Below are 17510 nucleotides of genomic sequence, written 5' to 3' on the forward strand. Positions count from 1 at the left end.
ATTATAAGCTTAGCTTTAAAAACCTAAACAGTTGATTTTATACCTCTTTTTTTTGAGATAGCAAAAAATGTAAAGATTACAACACGCAAACGTTTGATTATCTGAAAAATCATCCAGATAGGATCTGTTTTTTACTGTTATTCTTTATATGTAGTATTTATAAGACTGATTAACCGGATTTTATGAAACATAAATGACTCAGCCGGATTTGCAGAATTTTTACAGCAAAAATTAGAAATAATTATATCGGAAATTGAACAAAGGATGGAAGGTGATAGATATAATCCTCAGTTAATTGATATGCCTGTTAGGGCAATGTTTCGAAAAATAGTTGCAATTTAACCAAGAGTATTGGTAAACTTCATCCTAATTCCACTTTGAAAGTTCTGGATGATTTTGAAAATCTCGATCAGTGTTACCTTTTCAATTTTGGTTAAACTATCAATTTCGATAAAGTTATTGGGAACAGCTTGATCATTGATAATGAGATTGGCCTGATGTTTTAGTCTTAAACCCATCAAATAATAATACGATTGTGAAAGTTCGTTAAATTGCTCTTCGCTAAAAACACCTATCTCTCTTAGGGCTTTTAAGCGTTCGCCAGTATTTTCTTTTTGAAAAATCCTGTTCTGTAATGCATAAACCCTTGCCAGATCCACAATAGGGGTCATGGCTGTTTTAATATCGAACACCTCTTTTTTATGGATTTTTTGCGTTCTAATATTCCTAAAATAAGTGAGCGGTGGCTCATATAGTAAGGCATTTTTGGCCAGGTATACGTAAAATTTCTCAATCGGTTTTTGGAGCTCCTCATCAACAAAAGACCTTAAACTTTCCATAATAGCTAAATCGCCATAAATAGCCCTGCAATCGAAAAATGCAGCAAATTTTACAGCAGCTTCGGGTAAAGCTTCTTCTATCCAGTTTTTATAATTGTACTTCCAGTGTGATAGCGAATGTGTCCAGTTTGGATTGGTGGCCATATAATCACCATCACAGTATACAAAGCCTACAAAATTTAGTTTATCTGAAACCTGGGTAGCCAGGTCGAGAAAATAAGAACGCACTGCTGCTCTTTTATCTTCTCCGGTATCTTCGTAAATAATGGCATTATCCTGATCGGTTTTTAGGCTAAGCTCTTTTCTCCCTTCGCTACCCAAAACCATAAATACAAATTTCGCAGGTGGTGGACCTAATTTGGAAATTACATCCTCAATAATTTTAAAAGAAATGGTATCGGCAATAGTAGTAATTACCTCGTTTACAATTTTCGAATGTACACCCCTAGCCAGAAGCTGAGAAACAATGCCCGGTACTTTCTGCCATTTTAGCTTTAAATCGCTTGTATTTACAGCCGATTTTACAGATTGGATAAAAACTAATGGAGATTCGGCCTGCTCGCTTAAAAGGCGGTTTCTGCTTAGAAAACCAACATAATTACCATTGTCGTTTACCAATAAATAGCGCGATTTTTTGCTGAACATCATCAATATTGCTTCATACACATAAGCATCAGGAGTTATGGTAACAATATTAGTATCCATAACTTCGTCAATCGGCAAATTCGAATTCAGCTGTTTGGCAATTACATTATCCCTTAAAGTAATATCGGTTACGAAGCCCAGATAAACATCCTGCTCATTTTTAATAAAGAGACAGCTGGTTTTCTGTTCCGACATTTTAATTGCAGCTTCAAAAATAGGCGTGCCTGGGCTACAGCTCACAATCTTTTTGAAAGTAATATCTCCAATACGGGCAGTATAAATTTGATCTGCTAGTTTATCTTCCATTAAAAAGTCCTTGTAATATTCTTTTAAACGAAAATTCTTTTGTCTCTTTGTTTTTCAAGTTAAAAGTATGCTCCTGGTGGAAAGCTGAAGTTAAGCTAATTTTGCCTGTTTTTAAAAGATGAAAGAAAATCTTTGCTGTGTTTAAGGTATCAGATAAAGCATTGTGCGTATTTTCGGGTATTTCATTAAATAAAATGGTGTAAAATTTATCCAGCTTTAGATGACTGATTACGGTATTGGTAATATAAGGTGCACTTGCTTTCATCGTACAGAAAAAAGCCAGATTTTTAAATACATTTTCCTTTCCGATGCGGTATAACTCTGCATTTACCATGTGATAATCGAGCTCAATAAAATGGCCGATAACTAAAGGCTTGTATTTTTCTATGTCTTCAGAAAACTGCAACATTACTTTTTCTTTGTTTTCGCCATAGGTATGCAGATATTCAGGTGTGATTTTGTGAATTTTTAATGCAGCCTTATCAATGGTGAAATCGGTATTTTTAATGTAGTGATTTTCCCGCTTAATTTCTTGATAAGATTGATCATAAATAATCCAGGCAATTTGGACAATATAAGGCCAGTTCTTTTCTTTAGAATAAGGTGCTGTCCAATTTTTAGGTAGACCTGAAGTTTCGGTGTCAACAACGAGGAAGTATTCTTGCAATTTTAAATGGTTAGCGTATAAGATTGTTCTATTTCAAAGATACTTATTTAAGAACATAAACTATAATTATTCCTATACCTGCCAAATAAAGGCGATTTATAAATAAAGCGTTTTTTATTTGTTAAAGTGAAAGATTAACACTTATTTGGTGCCAAAATTTAATTAAAATATGCGCTCTCTATTATTTAGCTCCTTAGCCTATATTTTGTGTTTTAGTTCTGCCGTTGCTCAGGAAAAGCTCGGAGAAAACATGCACTTTAAAAAACTTGATAACGGTTTGGAGGTGCTGGTTGTTGTAGATAGGACCGTGCCGCTGGTGACCATCGAAATGGCATGCAGAAATGGTTCTTTTACCGAAACGGACGAATTTAATGGCTTAAGCCACCTTTACGAACACTTGTTTTTTAAGGCTAATAAAGATTATCCCGATTTCGAACGTTTAAATTCGAGAATGAACGATCTGGATATCAATTCGAATGCTACCACCAGAGAAGAAGTGGTAAATTATTTTTTTACACTTCCTGCCTCTAATTTAAAGCCTGGTTTAAATTTAATGAATTCTTCTATCCGTTATCCAAAATTCATAAAAGAAGATATGGCTTTGGAAAATGAAGTGGTAAATGCCGAGTTTACAAGGCATGAATCAAGTCCGGTGTTTGCTCTGATAGAGGCCAATTCGCGGCATATGTGGGGTGCAAATTATTCCCGTAAAAATGTAATTGGCAGTCACGAGGTAATTTTATCCGCCACTCCATCAAAAATGGATTCCATTAAAAATAAATACTATTGGCCAAATAATTCTGTTTTGGTAATAGCAGGCGATGTTAATGTTGATGAAGCTTTTGGTTATGTAAATTCTGTTTTTGGAAGCTGGAAACGTTCGTCTTTTGATCCTTTTGCAAAATGGCCCATCCCAGAGTTTAAACCACTTCAAAAAAAGGATTATTATTTTGTAGAATCGAATAAGAGCCCTGTTCCATTTATGCTTTTTAGCTGGCATGGTCCCGATACCAGAAACGATATTCCAGCCACTTACGCTGCCGATGTTTTTTCTTTTATTGTTAATCAAAACGGCTCTAAGATGAAACAGGCGCTTATTAATTCGGGATTGGCCCAACAAGCAGACGTAAATTATTATACGCAAAAATACACTGGTCCGATTAGTTTGATGGTAAGTCCTAATCCGGCCAAAATAAAAGAATGTTATCAGGAAGTACTTAAGCAAATCTCGCTTTGGGCCAGTGATGATTATTTGTCTGATCTACAGATTGAAAGAGCCAAAAGGCTATTGTCTATCGAACAAGTGGAAAGGAGAGAGGTTACCTCCGATTATGCACATTTACTTTCGTTTTGGTGGGCTTCTGCATCGATTGATTATTATACCCATTATGAAGAAAATGTAAATAAAGTAACAAGAAAGGATTTGTTAGATTATGTACGCAAGTATATTAAAGATAAACCTTATTGTGCTGGCCTGATGATGGATAAAGCAGGTATGAACGAAGTGAAGCCAGAAACATTTTTTAAATCACCAAACTAACCTTACGCTCCATGAAAAGATTCATATTTTTAATAAACTTCATCTTAGTTTTTCATATTGCCAATGCGCAAACCAAAGCCATCTCATTTGACGTGAATGGATTAAAAGTGATTTTAAAGACTACACAGAAAGAAACGGTTAGTATGAGCATGTTTTTTAAAGGCGGTGTAATGAATTATAACGCAGAAAGGGCCGGAATTGAAAACCTGGCTTTGGCATCTGCAGCTACCTGCGGTACTAAAAATTACAGCGTTGTAGATTATCAGGAGTTAGCTGATGAATATGGAATTGATATTTCTGGTTCATCAACAACTGATTATGGCACAATTAGTATGAATTGTATTTCTAAGTACCTTGATCAGGGCTGGAAACTTTTTTCAGATGCAGTGATTAATCCTGCCTTTGATAAAACAGAGTTTCAAACCACAAAAGAGCGTATGATTACAGGTATTTATCATAGTCAATCTGATCCTGAAACAAGGATTGAACAATTAACTATGGAAAGCATGTTTAAAGATTCGCCTTACAGTATTAATCCTTTAGGTACAAGTAAAACCGTAGGTGGCTTTACCGCCGAAATGGTTAGCAATTATTACCATAACGAATTGTTGAACAAGAATAAAATGTTTTTGGTAGTGGCTGCAAACATTACAAAAGAAGAACTGGAAAAGAAGATTCAAGCTTCTTTTAATAACCTTAAAGGAAAAGACTATACGCCGCCAACTTACGACCGTAAGACTTTGACAGGAGAGCATTTGGTAATAGAGCAAAGAGATATTGCAACCAATTACATGAGTTGCATTATGAATGCTCCTACAATGACTAATGCAGATTACTATGCTTTTGTGTTAACAATTAATGCATTAAGTGGTAGTATGAATTATGAACTGAGAACCAAGCTTGGTTTGTCATACGCGCCAGGCGCAATGGTTAAGACACAGCAGATTCCATATACTTCTATGTTTGTAAGTACTACTCAGCCTAAAAAAGCTTTTAAAGCAATGGTTTCGGTTTACAACAATATTAGAGAAGGGAAGTATGGTGAACGTTATCTTGATGCATTAAAAAAAGAACATCGTGACAGGTATTACAGGCATCAGGAAAGTGCAAGTTCTATTGTGAAAGATTTAGGGGAAGCCGAAGTTCTTGGCGATTACAGTATAACTGAAAATATGGTTGCAAATTTTAACAAAGTAAGCTTGCAGGACATGAAAGATTCTTTTGGAAAATATTTAAAAGGCGCCATTTGGATATACCTAGGCGATGAGCAGGTAGGCAGAGCGGCTTTTCAGTAGCTCTTTTGGTCGTCATTTCGAGCGAAGTGCAACGCAGCCGAGAAATCTGTTAGATAGATCTCTCCATTTCGCAGCGCTTCAGTCGAGATGATGACGACTTTTTCTATTTTATTTTTATTATTTGCTAATCAATAAAAATGCAACTGCAGCTAATACTGATCCGATTATCGGACCAATAATTGGTACCCAGGCATAACCCCAGTCGCTGCTTCCTTTTCCTTTCATTGGGATTAAAAAGTGAATAATCCGGGGGCCTAAATCTCTCGCCGGATTGATCGCATATCCAGTTGTTCCCCCCAAAGCCAAGCCAATTACCCATACTAAAAATGCTACCGGGATTGCACCAATTGAGCCCAAGCCAATAGGGGTGCTAACCGTTTCTTTAGTGCCCATACTGGCATCTGTAAAATAAAAGATCACAAATATTAAAACGAAGGTTCCAATAATTTCTGATAGTAAATTTGACGACATGTTTCTGATAGCCGGAGCAGTTGCAAAAGGTGCGGCCTTTAAACCCTGATCATCAGTGGCGTCGAAATGATCTTTGTAAATAAGCCAAACCAGAAAGGATCCTGTCATTGCGCCAGCCAGTTGTGCCATGATGTAGAATGGAACTAGGGCCCAACTGAAGCCTTTTCCAATGGCAAGCGCGAGGGTTACAGCTGGATTTAAGTGTGCCCCACTATATGGGCCAGCAACAACAACCCCTACAAATACAGCAAGTGCCCAAGCAGTTGTAATTACAATCCATCCACTATTATTACCTTTAGTGCCTTTAAGCACTACATTAGCTACTACGCCATTTCCTAAAAGAATTAATAGTGCTGTACCAATAAACTCTGCGATATATACGTTCATCGTAAAAAAAATAAGCGATTTATAATTAATTAAATAGGTTGAATCTAATTAGAGGTAAAAAATGAAGATACTTCTTGACCATTTACCTGCTTTATTTATCAGTCATTTGTATTCATTTTATATAATAAATTATCCCTCAGGATGACAAATCTATATTTAGATACACCTCTCGATTACTGCTGTTTGTTAGTCTTCTGCGTTTACACGAGCAGCTTTTATTGCTCTATTCCAGCCTTTTATTCTTTCCGTATTATCAACTCCTTCCTCAGCAACAAAAGTTCTGTTAATTTTCCATTGCGAACGGATTTGATCTATACTTTTCCAGAAACCGGTAGCTAATCCGGCCAAATATGCAGCACCAATGGCGGTAACTTCTGTTACATCTGGTCTGATTACTTTACAATTTAACAGATCGGCCTGGAACTGCATCAGTAAATTGTTAGCCGTAGCACCACCATCTACCCTTAATTCGGCAATATTCACGCCTGCATCAGCTTCCATGGCTTTCAAAACATCCATGGTTTGATAGGCAATGCTTTCTAAGGCTGCCCTGGCAATGTGCGATTTGTTTGTACCGCGGGTTAATCCAGTTATAGTGCCTCGTGCATGTTGATCCCAATGTGGTGCGCCTAAGCCTGCAAAAGCAGGAACAACATAAACGCCATCGGTATCTTTTACTTTTTTAGCTAAGGTTTCAACATCGGCCGATTTAGAAATGAGTCCCATTTCGTCGCGAAGCCACTGTACAACAGCGCCTCCAATAAAAATACTGCCTTCTAAAGCATAATTTACCTCTCCATTTATCTGCCAGGCGATAGTAGTTAATAGATTATTGGCAGAAATTTTGGGTTTCGAGCCGATATTCATCAACATAAAACAGCCAGTACCGTAGGTGTTTTTTACCATCCCGATTTCGGTACACATTTGCCCGAATAAGGCCGACTGCTGATCGCCAGCTATACCTGCAATAGGAATTTTTGCTGCCAATATACGGCCAGCGGTTTCTCCATAAACCTCACTTGATGATTTTACTTCAGGAAGCATTGCTTTCGGTATAGAAAAAAGTTCAAGCAATTCTTCATCCCAGTTTAAAGTGTGGATATTATAAAGCATTGTCCGCGAGGCATTACTAACGTCGGTTACATGTTTTTCACCTGCTGTTAATTTCCAGATTAACCAGGTGTCAATGGTTCCGAAAGCAAGTTTTCCAGCTTCAGCTTTTTCTCTGGCCCCGGCAACATTTTCTAAGATCCATCTGGCCTTAGTAGCAGAGAAATAGGAATCTATAATCAGTCCTGTTTTTTCCTGTATTTTATTGGCTAATCCTTGTGCTTTAATTTCATCACAATAAGCAGAAGTACGCCTGTCTTGCCATACAATGGCATTATAAATGGGTTGTCCTGTTTCTTTATCCCAAATCACAGTGGTTTCGCGTTGATTGGTAATGCCGATAGAATCAATATCGCCAACGGTTAAACCTGCCTTAACAATCACTTCTGTTACAACAGCCAATTGTGTCGACCAGATTTCCATTGGATCATGTTCTACCCAGCCGGCTTTAGGATAAATCTGTGTGAATTCTCGTTGCGCAATGGCAACAATTTCACCATTGTGATTAAAAATAATTGCTCTCGAACTTGTGGTTCCCTGATCGATAGACAAGATGTATTTACTCATAATTAGGAATTTGGTTATTGGCTAAAGCCGATTTGGTTATTTTAGGTGTTGAGTGATAAATATAACCATCGGCTAATTTATCAAAAGCTTCGATTTGGTTAATTTCCCAGTTTTTATCTGCAGATAGTTCTTTAGCCAGGAGCGAAGCTACTCTAGGTGCCATATCTTTAGCTGCTTGTGCATTAATAAACAAGATCCTAAGTCGTCTGCTTAAAATGTCTTCTACCGTTTCGGCCATTTCATTCCGTGCTGACCAAAGTACTTCGGCTTCTGTATAAGGGAATGCAGGATGCAGTTTGTTACCAAGACTTGGATCTTGCGCAATTAACGCTTCAATTTTACTGCGATCGGATCCATATATATCTAAATGATCATCTGCAACAGTGGCAGAATTGCCATGTATGCTTAAATTTTGGGTTACGCATGGTTTCGATTCTAAATTTGCATGTGTAATGGCCAAATTAACCGTTTCTTCTGCCATTCGGCGGTAAGTTGTCCATTTACCACCTGTAATAGTAATTAATCCTTTTGCAGAAACAATTAATTTATGGTCTCTGCTAATTTCCTTCGTACTATTTGCATCGCCATTGGTAGGTGCGGCCAAAGGGCGTAAACCTGAGAATACGCTCAAGATATCTTCTTCCATAGGTTTGCGGTTAAAATAACTTGCCGCAGTACTCATAATAAAATCAACCTCTTCTTTTAGTGCCCTGGGCTCTAAACTATGTTCATTTAATGGCGTATCTGTTGTGCCTACCAATAAATGGTCGTGCCACGGAACAGCAAATAAAACACGTCCGTCAGAGGTTTTGGGTATCATTAAAGCCGATTCGCTATTTAAAAAACTCTTATCTAGTACCACATGTACGCCTTGACTGGGGCGCACCATTTTTTTTGAATTGGGGTTATTCATTTGCAGGATATCATCTACAAACACACCTGTTGCATTAATTACTATTTTGCCATTATATTTAGCGGTTAAGCCAGTTATAGTATCTTCTGTTTCAATACCAGTAATTGTATTGCCGCTTTTTAATAAACCGGTTACCTTTGTATAGTTCAATAAGGATGCACCTTTTTCGATGGCAGTTTGTGCAATATTTATTGCTAAACGGGCGTCATCAAACTTTCCGTCGTAATACCTGATACTTCCTTTTAATCCCTTCTCTTTAATGCCGGGCATCATACTTAAAGTTTCTTTTTTAGAGAAAAATTTAGATTTGCCGAAGCTATACTTGCCTGCTAGCCAATCGTACAGTGTAAGCCCGGTTAAATATTTTATAACAGAGAACCAATCGTAGCAGGGAATCAGAAATTCTTCTTTATTTACGAGGTGTTTAGCATTTTGTTGTAATAGACCACGTTCTTTTAATGCATGTTTAACTAAACCGATATCTCCCTGCGCAAGATAACGAACACCGCCATGTACCAATTTAGTGCTACGGCTGGATGTTCCTTTGGCAAAATCAGATTGTTCTACCAGCAAAGTCTTAAAACCTCTGCTTGCAGCATCTAATGCGGTACCCAAGCCTGTAGCACCCCCACCAATAATAATGAAGTCCCAATTTAAGTTTTCTGCTATATGATGTGGATGTAATCTTTCCATTTAGATTTGTAAAAATAATAAAACGAAACAATACGCAATTATAAGAAATCATAATCGAAATAATATAATATGAGCGTTAAAAATTTATTAATTATTTGCCTAAAATATTTTAAAGAATGTTTTTATTGTTAATTTGCAGCTCGCTAATTAGATATACTATGATGAATTTGGCTGAGAGGCACCAGTTTATTTTAAGTCGCCTGCAACGTGATCAATATATAAATGTAGTAGATTTATGTAAGGAACTGAAAGTGTCGTCTGTAACAATAAGAAAGGACTTAAAACTACTGGAAGATAAGAGCCTTCTATTTAGAACACATGGAGGTGCAACCGTAAACAATCCATATACGGTAGATCGTCCGGTTAATGAGAAAGAGAAAATACAATCGACTGAAAAGAATAAAATAGGTATTGCTGCTGCTGCATTGTTAAATGATAACGATTCAATCGTTATTGCATCCGGTACCACAGTACTGTATTTTGCAAAGAACATTGCGCCTGCAACAAATTTAACGGTGGTTACTTCTGCCTTAAATGTAGCACTCGAATTAATGCGTGAGCCTAGTATTGAAGTAATACAATTGGGGGGATTGCTTAGAAAAAGTTCTTCGTCGGTAATGGGTGCTTATGCGGAACAGGTTTTGCAGGATTTTTATTTTAATAAACTGTTTTTAGGTGTTGATGGAATTGATCTTGATTTTGGATTAACCACTACAAATGCAATGGAGGCACATTTAAACCGTAAAATGATCGGTGCATCGCAAAAAACAATTGTGCTGGCCGATTCTACTAAATTTGGAAAAAGAGGGTTCGGAAAGATATGTGGATTAGAAGAAATTGATCATATTATTACAGACAAAGGAATTTCTGAACAAATTGTTAAACATTTAGAGAGTTTAGGTGTTACTGTTACTATTGTATAGCGAATTCCACGCAAACAGTATATCCCAAACATTATAATTTGAACATGGAAAGAAAACGAATACACATTTTAGAAGATGATCAGGAGATCAGAAACGTTATTGAAATTCTATTAAAAGATGAGGGCTTTGAACTGCAGCTTTCATCATCATTTGCTGAGTTAAAGAAAAATATCCAGGATGCCATGCCTGATCTTTTCTTACTTGATGTAATGTTGCCGGATGGAAACGGCGCAGAAATCTGCGAAGATTTAAAAACCGATATTTTTACTAAGCACATCCCGATTATTGTAATGTCTGCACAGAATAATAGTGAACAGAAAGCCATTGATGCTTTTGCAGATGATTATATCAGTAAACCTTTTGATATTAATGATGTTTTGGAGCGCATTAATGCTCAGTTAAAGCGTAGCGTAGAAAATAGAATAAAAGTTTAATTACAGTTAGGCTACATAAAAAGGGAAGTTAAAAATAGCTTCCCTTTTTATCTGTAAAACATTTTCTAAGTCTGTTTAACTTCCTGAGCTTTGTTAAACATAACAAAACGCTTCGAGTCTCCTATACGTTGTTGTACTGAGCCGTTAGAAACAATAGCGTAATCTTCAGTATTTTTATTGATAAAAACACCTGCACCAATAATGTTATGACTGCCAATGGTAATATCTTCTTTAACTGCGGAGTTTATACCTAAAAAAGAGTTATTTCCAATATTTACATTACCTGCTAGTATATTACCAGATAGCAAAACATTGTTTCTTATAGTAGAGTGATGGCCAATCCTGGCGCCAATAAGCATGCAATTATTGCCTATGGTTACAAAAGGTTGTATATCGCAGCATTGATCGATAAAAGTATTGTGCCCAAATATCAGGTCAGGCCATATATTGGCTTTAGAGGAAACGTAATTTGCAAAACTATAGCCCGCTTGACTTACTCTATGGTATACACTTTCTCTGGCACTATTTCTACCAATGGCAACATGCATTTTATGGGATTCTGGAGAAAAATCTTTAATTACCTGTTCAAAACTTAAAATGGGTAATCCTTGTAGCGTATTACCTGCTGGGGGTACATAGGCATCGTCAACACAAAAGGCAACAACATTATAATCGCTGTCATTCATAAAGGAATAACAAATAAATTCAGCCATTTTTCCAGTTCCATAAATAATAACTTCCATATTTCATTTTTCTTTTAGGGTTTTTACGAATTTATGGATAAAACAAGCTTTTAATCCCTTTGAAAGTATACTGTACATATTTTGCTAATGCGTGTTTACAGCTTTCACAGTTGTCAACTTTTTTAGTTTTTGTACTGCTTTTAAGGGATACAACCTATATATTAATCGTTTTACCTGGGTCGATTGCTAAGAACATATCCCAGTTAAGGAAAGCTCAATCACGTTGAGTGGAATGTAATTTTTAAACAATTAAGAATGTACTGTAAAACAACTTACACAGAAATATGCGTATTGAGACTTATTCAATACCTGGTTAAAAAAGCAATATGTTAAATAGTAAATCTAGGCCTAGTAATCGGCAGTTTTTAGCTAAAATTTTATAAAAATTATTTTATCCCCCCTATAAAGTGTAGTATTAAATAGCTTTTTTAAATGTTAAAACATTTTCTGATGTTTTTTGAACTTTACCAATTAAGATCATATCGAAAAATAGGCTTTTTTGAGTAAAAATATAGCCCGAATATTATACAAGTTACGCGTTGTAAAATTTACAAATGTTGTGCAATTTATGAGCACAGTATTTAAAATGCTGTGCATACCGACTATATTTTATACAATTTAAATACAACCCTGTTTTGCATATAAAACATTGATGCTTAATTGCATAGCTTAGTTCTCAATAAATCGAAAGAAAAAAATTAAACATTACTTAAGCTATGAAGAAAGTAATATTATTTATCGCAATATATACAAGTATAATTAGCGGATGCGCTGCTAGAAGAGATCTTGTATACTTTAGTAACCTGGCTAAACAAACCAGCGAAGTTAAGCTTCAAGGACAGGAAGTTAAAATTCAGCAAAACGACCTTTTAAGTGTAAGTATAAACAGTTTAAATCAAGAGTCGAATGTTTTATTTGCCGTTAATACACGAAACGCAAGTTCTGAAAACAATTATAAAGTAGATGGTTATCGGGTAAGTAAGGACGGAATGATTAATCTTCCTGTTGTAGGCAACGTTCGCTTGGAAGGTTTAACCATTGAGCAGGCACAAGCTACAATATCGAAAGAATTAGATAAATATGTTAAAAAACCGGTAGTTGATGTTCAGTTGGTCAATTTTAAGGTAACAGTAATTGGTGAGGTAAACAAACCATCAACCTTCACCGTACAAGGCGATAATATTAATCTCCTGGAAGCATTAGGTATGGCGGGCGATATGACTGTTTATGGTAAAAGAGAGAATATTTTAGTGATCAGGCAACAAGATGGTCAAAGAGTAATGAAAAGGCTTAATCTAAACAATCAGGATGTGATGGATTCTCCATTCTTTTATCTGAAACAAAACGATGTGGTGTATGTAGAACCAGATAAGTCCAAAGCGATTGAATACAGTCCGAATACGCGCATTATGCCAGTAGTAATTGCTTCAATATCTGCTGTAGCAGTATTGATTACAGCTGTTCTCCGTCGATAAACGTTTCTTAAAAGAAGATATATCATGCTTAAACAAAGTTCAATTGGTGGCGCAAAAGATTTTGCAGAAACTATGACCAGGTTTGCCAGAAACTGGCACTATTTCTTAATCAGTATCATTATTTCTATGGTAGCCGTATATGCTTTTTTATACATTACCCCACCAAAATATAAAGTGAGTAGCACACTACTAATCTCTGATGATAAAAATGGTGCCGCAATGTCTAACAGTACCGCTTTCAGCGATCTTAATATGTTTCAAACGGTTAAAACGGTTGATAACGAAATTGAGATATTAAGATCGAGAGACTTGATTTTTAAAGTATTGAAAAAACTAAACCTAGAAACGGCCTACTTTAAAAAAGAAGGAATTAGAGAAAAAGAGCTTTATGGAAAAACTTCGCCACTTGTAGTTACCGCTATAAGTTTAAAAAATGGTGCTTACAGAAGAAAAATTAACGTTTCTTACCTGGACGAAATCTCTTATATTATTCAGGATAGCCTAAAGACAAATATAGTGAAGTATGGCAATATCATTAATACTAAAGACTATGCGATTAAGATAGATAAGGGACCAGCATATAAAAGCGAATTTGGCAAAATTAGACTTCAGTTTAAAAACTTATATAAAATGACAGAGGCTTATAACTTGGTTTCATTAAAAATAGTTCCGGTTGTTAAAGATGCCAACACCATTACCATAAGTTTGAACGATGTGGTTCCACAGCGGGGAATTGATATTCTTAACGATCTGATTGAAACCTATAACATTAATAATGTTAATAATAAAAATATCATGGCCCGAAATACCATTAAATTTATCGATAACCGCCTAAAATACCTGGTTGCAGATCTTTCTGGTGCCGAGGGGGATGTAGAAAACTACAAACAACAAAACCGTGTTACCGATGTTAATATGGATGCCCAGATGAATGCTGCACGCTCAGGAGAGTATAATCAGTTATTGGAAGCATCGTCAGTGCAACTAAGGTTATTACAGTCTATCGAAAATTATTTCAAAGGTAAACAAAGTCAGTTTAACCTCGTTCCAAGTGCAATGGGCTTAAAAGACCCGATTTTGAATTCATTGATTTCAAAATTTAACGATCTGCAATTGGAAAGAAATAGAATGTTACGTACCGCTAATGCAGAAAACCCTTTGGTACTAAACCTTAACGAGCAAATAGCAACACTAAAAACCAATATTTTAGAGAACTTATCTAGTATAAAACAGGGGTTCGTTATTGAAAGAAACAACCTGAGCGCCAACTACTCTCAATTCGATAATAAAATTAAATCTGTACCCACCATCGAGCGGGGCTTATTGGAAAGGAGCCGCGAACAAAGTGTAAAATCAGGTTTATATAAGTATTTGCTACAAAAAAGAGAAGAAACCGCTTTGTCGCTTTCTGCAACCGTTCCAACTTCGCAGGTGGTAGATAAACCGGCCTACAACACTACGCCTGATAGCCCTAAGCAACCACTTTTGTATCTGTGTGGATTTATTTTTGGATTTTTTGTACCTGCAGGAGCAATTTATGCCAAAGGAATTTTAAACAATAAGATACAAGATGCCAGTGCTATTGAGTTAACTGGTGCAAAAATGCTTGGCGAACTTTCTCATAACCAAGATAAAAGCACCATCGTTTTTCAAAAAGACAACCGTTCTACAATATCAGAGCTGTTTAGGTACATCAGAATGAATTTAGGACTGATGTCTAACAATATCGAAAATAAAGTAATGTTGGTTACCTCTAGTATGAAAGGAGAGGGTAAAACATTCTTTAGTGTAAATCTGGCCACTACCTTAGGAATGCTTGATAAAAAAGTTGTTGTGCTGGAGTTCGATCTAAGAAAACCTGACCTCTTGAATAAAGTGGGTCTAAAGCAAACCAAGGGATTAACCGACTATTTAATTGGTGAGTCTGTGTTAGATGATATTATTAAACCTACCAGTGTTTCAGATAATATATGGGTGATTGGATGTGGTCAATCGCCTGAAAATCCTGCAGAAGTAATGATGAGCCCTAAAATGGATCTATTGTTTGATGAACTGAAAGAGAGGTTCGATTATATCATTATTGATACCTCGCCAGTTGGCCAGGTGGCTGATGCCTTTAGCTTAGCAGAATATGCCGATGTAAGTATTTACCTGGTGCGTTATAACTACACCAACAAATACCAGTTGGCCATACTGAAAGACATTTGTGAAAACAATAAGCTTAAAAATCCGATGGTTGTTTTTAACGATGCCAAACGGGAGAAAAGCCAAAAATACAGCTATGGTGGTTACGGTTATGCTATGGCAAACTAAATCTACCTTGTTTTAAAAGATAATACCAACACCCTTTACCAATAAACGTCCCCGAACGATTTAATTCTGTTTACAAACAATAAAGCCTCGATGCCTAAACTTCAGTATCATTTAAGCATTAGCACCTTGTAAACAACTCTTAATTAGATTGCCCATTTGCCCAAAAAGCAAAATAAGATTTAAAAATAAAATTGTCATGTAAGTGATATAGCGAAGCTATATCCGACGGACTGAATAAAGCCTTTTAGCATACAATTAAAAAAAGAATAACCGATAGCTATCATGTAAGTGATATAGCGAAGCTGTATCAAATCGCCTAAAAAACCAAACTATAACCTCATCAAAAAAAATGGAATCTACAATTAACATCAAACCCTCGTTCGCAAAAAAATGGTTTGTGATTTATACCCGCCCGCGTTGGGAGAAAAAAGTTGACCGCTTACTGCAAGAGCAAGGTTTCGAATCTTTTTGCCCTGTTCGTAATGTAGAAAATCAATGGGCTGATAGAAAGAAAATCGTTAGCCTTCCGCTTTTTACCGGATATGTATTTGTGAAAATAGATGAGCGTGAAGGTTACAAAATCAGGTATACACTCGGTGTTTTAAACTTTATTAATTACATGGGCAAGCCTGCAGTAGTTAGGGATAGTGAGATTGAAAAGTTGAAACACATTATGGATACCTATAATGATGTAGACGTAGTGAGTTTAACCGGTGTTTCGAAAGGAGACCGTGTTCGGATCAGTAATGGTCTCTTCCATAATCAGGAAGGAGAGGTGATCCAGATTCATGGCAAGCATGTTTTAATGTCTTTCGATCATTTAGACTGTGCTTTAGTTACCAGAGTGCCAATAAGCAACTTAACATTAACCGTAAATACGCAACAACATTATGTATAACGCTGAAGATAATCTGAAAATGACGGTAATTGGCCTTGGCTACGTTGGCTTACCGTTGGCAGTAGAATTTGCGAAAAAATACAAGGTATTTGGCTTTGATATTAACCAGAGCAGGATAGCAGAATTAAAAGCCGGATACGACAACACATTGGAAGTTAATGAATCTGAATTGAATGAGGTTTTAACATTCGAATGCACAACTTTAAAAGGCCTGTACTGTACCAATGAAATCGAAAAATTACGCAGCTCATCGGTTTACATTGTTACAGTACCAACGCCTGTTGATAAAAACAACAGGCCGGATTTAACCCCTTTAATTAAAGCGAGTGCAGTTGTGGCTAAAGTTTTAAAGAAAGGAGATATAGTGGTTTATGAATCAACTGTATATCCTGGTGTAACTGAAGACGAATGTGTGCCCATTTTAGAAAAAGGATCTGGTTTGGTTTTCAATAAAGATTTTTTTGCTGGTTATTCTCCAGAGCGCATTAATCCTGGAGATAAACAACATACCGTTGCCAATATCTTAAAAATCACATCAGGTTCTACTCCTGAAGCTGCCGAAAAAATAGATGCACTATACCGTTCGGTAATTACTGCAGGAACTTATAAAGCTTCGTCTATTAAAGTGGCCGAAGCAGCTAAAGTGATTGAAAACGCCCAGCGTGATATCAATATTGCTTTTGTAAACGAATTGGCAATGATTTTTAACCAGATCGGCATCGATACTTCCGAAGTTTTAGCCGCGGCCGGTACCAAATGGAATTTCCTGAATTTCAAGCCAGGCTTAGTTGGTGGGCATTGTATTGGGGTAGATCCATATTATTTGGCGCAAAAAGCACAGGAAGCTGGTTATCACCCTGAAATTATTTTAGCCGGACGACGTGTAAACGATGGGATGGGTAAATATGTGGCTGATCAGATCATCAAAAAAATGATCGCTAAAAACATTCACATTGTGGGGGCAGAAGTACTGGTGTTAGGTTTTACGTTTAAAGAAAACTGTCCTGACGTGCGAAATACCAAAGTTATTGATATTGTAAGGCGATTGGAAGAATACAAAGTTAAAGTAACCATTCACGATCCCTGGGCAAATGCCGATCAGGCTAACCGTAACTACGGTATTATCTGCGAAAATGGCTCATCAAAAACTAGAAAGTACGATGGGATTGTACTGGCAGTAGCACACGAGGCTTTCAATAGTTTAAATATCACAGCATTGCGTAAACCAACATGTGTGGTATACGATATAAAAGCTGCATTACCACAATCAATAGAAACGGTTCGGTTGTAA

At 36.4% G+C, this 17510-nt stretch carries 14 protein-coding genes; 8 read left to right on the forward strand and 6 right to left on the reverse strand.

Annotation, left to right across the window (positions count from 1 at the left end):
• Positions 1-338 precede the first annotated feature (338 nt).
• Positions 339-1790 carry a DUF294 nucleotidyltransferase-like domain-containing protein gene (locus tag HDC90_RS01725; RefSeq protein ID WP_184463243.1) on the reverse strand — a complete coding sequence of 484 codons (1452 nt, stop codon included), beginning with the start codon at positions 1788-1790 and terminating at the stop codon, positions 339-341.
• Positions 1780-2457, reverse strand: coding sequence for a 3'-5' exonuclease (locus HDC90_RS01730; protein WP_184463245.1), 678 nt, complete (start codon positions 2455-2457; stop codon positions 1780-1782). The genes HDC90_RS01725 and HDC90_RS01730 overlap by 11 nt, the downstream gene beginning before the upstream one ends.
• Before the next feature lie 169 nt (positions 2458-2626).
• Here HDC90_RS01730 and HDC90_RS01735 point away from each other — a divergent pair, with 169 nt between their 5' ends.
• A complete protein-coding gene (locus tag HDC90_RS01735; protein ID WP_184463246.1) occupies positions 2627-3997 on the forward strand; it encodes a pitrilysin family protein in 1371 nt (456 codons plus the stop codon).
• Between the two features lie 11 nt (positions 3998-4008).
• On the forward strand, positions 4009-5292 hold the full coding sequence (locus tag HDC90_RS01740; protein ID WP_184463248.1) for a pitrilysin family protein: 1284 nt from the start codon (positions 4009-4011) through the stop codon (positions 5290-5292).
• A 117-nt stretch (positions 5293-5409) separates the two neighbouring features.
• On the opposite strand, the gene HDC90_RS01745 is transcribed toward HDC90_RS01740, so the two are convergent.
• From HDC90_RS01745 to HDC90_RS01755, 3 genes are all read right to left on the reverse strand, one after another.
• Entirely contained in the window at positions 5410-6150 is a 741-nt protein-coding gene (locus tag HDC90_RS01745) for an MIP/aquaporin family protein (protein WP_184463250.1), read from the reverse strand.
• A gap of 186 nt (positions 6151-6336) precedes the next feature.
• Positions 6337-7827 (reverse strand): glycerol kinase GlpK, encoded by a 1491-nt coding sequence (glpK, locus tag HDC90_RS01750; protein WP_184463253.1) that lies wholly within the window; start codon positions 7825-7827, stop codon positions 6337-6339.
• Positions 7820-9433, reverse strand: coding sequence for a glycerol-3-phosphate dehydrogenase/oxidase (locus tag HDC90_RS01755; protein ID WP_184463255.1), 1614 nt, complete (start codon positions 9431-9433; stop codon positions 7820-7822). The genes glpK and HDC90_RS01755 overlap by 8 nt, the downstream gene beginning before the upstream one ends.
• A gap of 158 nt (positions 9434-9591) precedes the next feature.
• Here HDC90_RS01755 and HDC90_RS01760 point away from each other — a divergent pair, with 158 nt between their 5' ends.
• Positions 9592-10356 carry a DeoR/GlpR family DNA-binding transcription regulator gene (locus HDC90_RS01760; protein ID WP_108198946.1) on the forward strand — a complete coding sequence of 255 codons (765 nt, stop codon included), beginning with the start codon at positions 9592-9594 and terminating at the stop codon, positions 10354-10356.
• A 44-nt stretch (positions 10357-10400) separates the two neighbouring features.
• Complete coding sequence (locus tag HDC90_RS01765) at positions 10401-10790, forward strand: response regulator transcription factor (RefSeq protein ID WP_184463257.1); 390 nt, start codon at positions 10401-10403, stop codon at positions 10788-10790.
• A gap of 65 nt (positions 10791-10855) precedes the next feature.
• Here the strand turns inward: HDC90_RS01765 and HDC90_RS01770 are convergent, their stop codons facing one another.
• Positions 10856-11533 (reverse strand): acetyltransferase, encoded by a 678-nt coding sequence (locus HDC90_RS01770; protein WP_184463259.1) that lies wholly within the window; start codon positions 11531-11533, stop codon positions 10856-10858.
• Positions 11534-12249: 716 nt separating this feature from the next.
• Between HDC90_RS01770 and HDC90_RS01775 the strand changes: the two genes are divergently transcribed.
• From HDC90_RS01775 to HDC90_RS01790, 4 genes are all read left to right on the forward strand, one after another.
• Complete coding sequence (locus tag HDC90_RS01775; RefSeq protein WP_184463261.1) at positions 12250-13008, forward strand: polysaccharide biosynthesis/export family protein; 759 nt, start codon at positions 12250-12252, stop codon at positions 13006-13008.
• A 24-nt stretch (positions 13009-13032) separates the two neighbouring features.
• On the forward strand, positions 13033-15321 hold the full coding sequence (locus tag HDC90_RS01780) for a polysaccharide biosynthesis tyrosine autokinase (RefSeq protein WP_184463262.1): 2289 nt from the start codon (positions 13033-13035) through the stop codon (positions 15319-15321).
• Between the two features lie 349 nt (positions 15322-15670).
• Positions 15671-16219 carry a UpxY family transcription antiterminator gene (locus tag HDC90_RS01785; RefSeq protein ID WP_184463264.1) on the forward strand — a complete coding sequence of 183 codons (549 nt, stop codon included), beginning with the start codon at positions 15671-15673 and terminating at the stop codon, positions 16217-16219.
• On the forward strand, positions 16212-17510 hold the full coding sequence (locus HDC90_RS01790) for a nucleotide sugar dehydrogenase (protein ID WP_184463266.1): 1299 nt from the start codon (positions 16212-16214) through the stop codon (positions 17508-17510). The genes HDC90_RS01785 and HDC90_RS01790 overlap by 8 nt, the downstream gene beginning before the upstream one ends.

The sequence above is a fragment of the Pedobacter sp. AK013 genome (assembly GCF_014205835.1).
Taxonomy (GTDB): domain Bacteria; phylum Bacteroidota; class Bacteroidia; order Sphingobacteriales; family Sphingobacteriaceae; genus Pedobacter.

Coding starts and splice junctions, on each gene's coding strand:
- HDC90_RS01745 (WP_184463250.1), bottom strand. CDS start 6,150: ATGAACGTATATATCGCAGAGTTTATTGGTACAGCACTATTAATTCTT.
- HDC90_RS01725 (WP_184463243.1), bottom strand. CDS start 1,790: ATGGAAGATAAACTAGCAGATCAAATTTATACTGCCCGTATTGGAGAT.
- HDC90_RS01755 (WP_184463255.1), bottom strand. CDS start 9,433: ATGGAAAGATTACATCCACATCATATAGCAGAAAACTTAAATTGGGAC.
- glpK (WP_184463253.1), bottom strand. CDS start 7,827: ATGAGTAAATACATCTTGTCTATCGATCAGGGAACCACAAGTTCGAGA.
- HDC90_RS01775 (WP_184463261.1), top strand. CDS start 12,250: ATGAAGAAAGTAATATTATTTATCGCAATATATACAAGTATAATTAGC.
- HDC90_RS01790 (WP_184463266.1), top strand. CDS start 16,212: ATGTATAACGCTGAAGATAATCTGAAAATGACGGTAATTGGCCTTGGC.
- HDC90_RS01770 (WP_184463259.1), bottom strand. CDS start 11,533: ATGGAAGTTATTATTTATGGAACTGGAAAAATGGCTGAATTTATTTGT.
- HDC90_RS01785 (WP_184463264.1), top strand. CDS start 15,671: ATGGAATCTACAATTAACATCAAACCCTCGTTCGCAAAAAAATGGTTT.
- HDC90_RS01780 (WP_184463262.1), top strand. CDS start 13,033: ATGCTTAAACAAAGTTCAATTGGTGGCGCAAAAGATTTTGCAGAAACT.
- HDC90_RS01765 (WP_184463257.1), top strand. CDS start 10,401: ATGGAAAGAAAACGAATACACATTTTAGAAGATGATCAGGAGATCAGA.
- HDC90_RS01735 (WP_184463246.1), top strand. CDS start 2,627: ATGCGCTCTCTATTATTTAGCTCCTTAGCCTATATTTTGTGTTTTAGT.
- HDC90_RS01740 (WP_184463248.1), top strand. CDS start 4,009: ATGAAAAGATTCATATTTTTAATAAACTTCATCTTAGTTTTTCATATT.
- HDC90_RS01760 (WP_108198946.1), top strand. CDS start 9,592: ATGATGAATTTGGCTGAGAGGCACCAGTTTATTTTAAGTCGCCTGCAA.